Annotated in this window: 1 pseudogene; it reads right to left on the bottom strand. The window is 60.4% G+C overall.

The window, feature by feature from the left end:
* Positions 1–921: pseudogene (locus B5G37_RS14680) on the bottom strand (hypothetical protein); the annotation flags it as partial.
* Positions 922–934: the final 13 nt, after the last annotated feature.

The raw sequence follows: 934 nt of genomic DNA, 5'->3' as shown, positions 1-934 counted from the left end.
GCCCATGATCTGAAAGTTGGAGGGCATGGAGCCGTAGACCTTGTAAATATGGTCCTCCTTGAAGAAGATGGGGTAACCCAGGTATGACACGCAGCCGGTAAAGTTCCCCGCCGAGCCGGCGTCCACGGCGTAGGCATCGGTGGCCAGTCCGTCGAACACGTTCCAGTTGAAGGGGTCTCCCAGCTTGCTGGCATAGATGGTGTTGCCTTTACACCCCCACACCCGGTTTTCGTTTTCACACACAAAATCCAGGTCGGGCAGGGTGCGGGTGATCACCACCTCCCCCTCCTCGGTGTAGGCCTCATCCCCCTTCTCCCCATCCAGGCCAAAGGAGTACTCATAAAAGGCCAGCTTGTCCCCCTGGATGTCCCGGATGATGATGCTCTTGTTGTTTTCCGGGTGGGTGGTACATCCGGAGATGGTCACCGCGTCCCCCTTGCGGAAGTAGTCATTCCAGTTCACCCCCTCCATCTGGATGGTGTTGGCCGCGGCCTCCTGCTCGTAAAGAGTGCCGTTTTGGAAGGAGACCCCGGTCCCCACCCACTTGGCTTCCAGAGAACCGAATGCGTCCTCCTGGGCGTTGTAATAGACCTTGTCCGGCCAGACCAGGACATAGGCCCCCATGGCGGCAAAGAACTTTTGCCCCGGGGTCACCGTCCCCTTTTCCTCCCCGTCGTAGTAAAAGCGCTCCCCTTCCACCCAGCACAGGGCGCCCCGGGCAAACAGGCCTCCCGGCTGGGTCAGGGTTTTCCGCTTCCATCGGGGCGGGCGGCTGGCAAGCAGGGGCGCATATGCGCCGGTGAGGTTTTCCATGTGGTACAGCTCCCCATCTCCCGCCCCCAAGGTGTGGTTGAGCCCGCCAAAGGCGGTCTGGGTGGCCGCAGACATGCCGTTGGAATAGGCCATGGATGGTAATTTCATGCGCTCGCCTCTT

The organism is Pseudoflavonifractor sp. An85 (assembly GCF_002161235.1).
Classification (GTDB): domain Bacteria; phylum Bacillota; class Clostridia; order Oscillospirales; family Oscillospiraceae; genus Enterenecus.
This window is presented reverse-complemented; position numbering and strand designations above follow the sequence as displayed.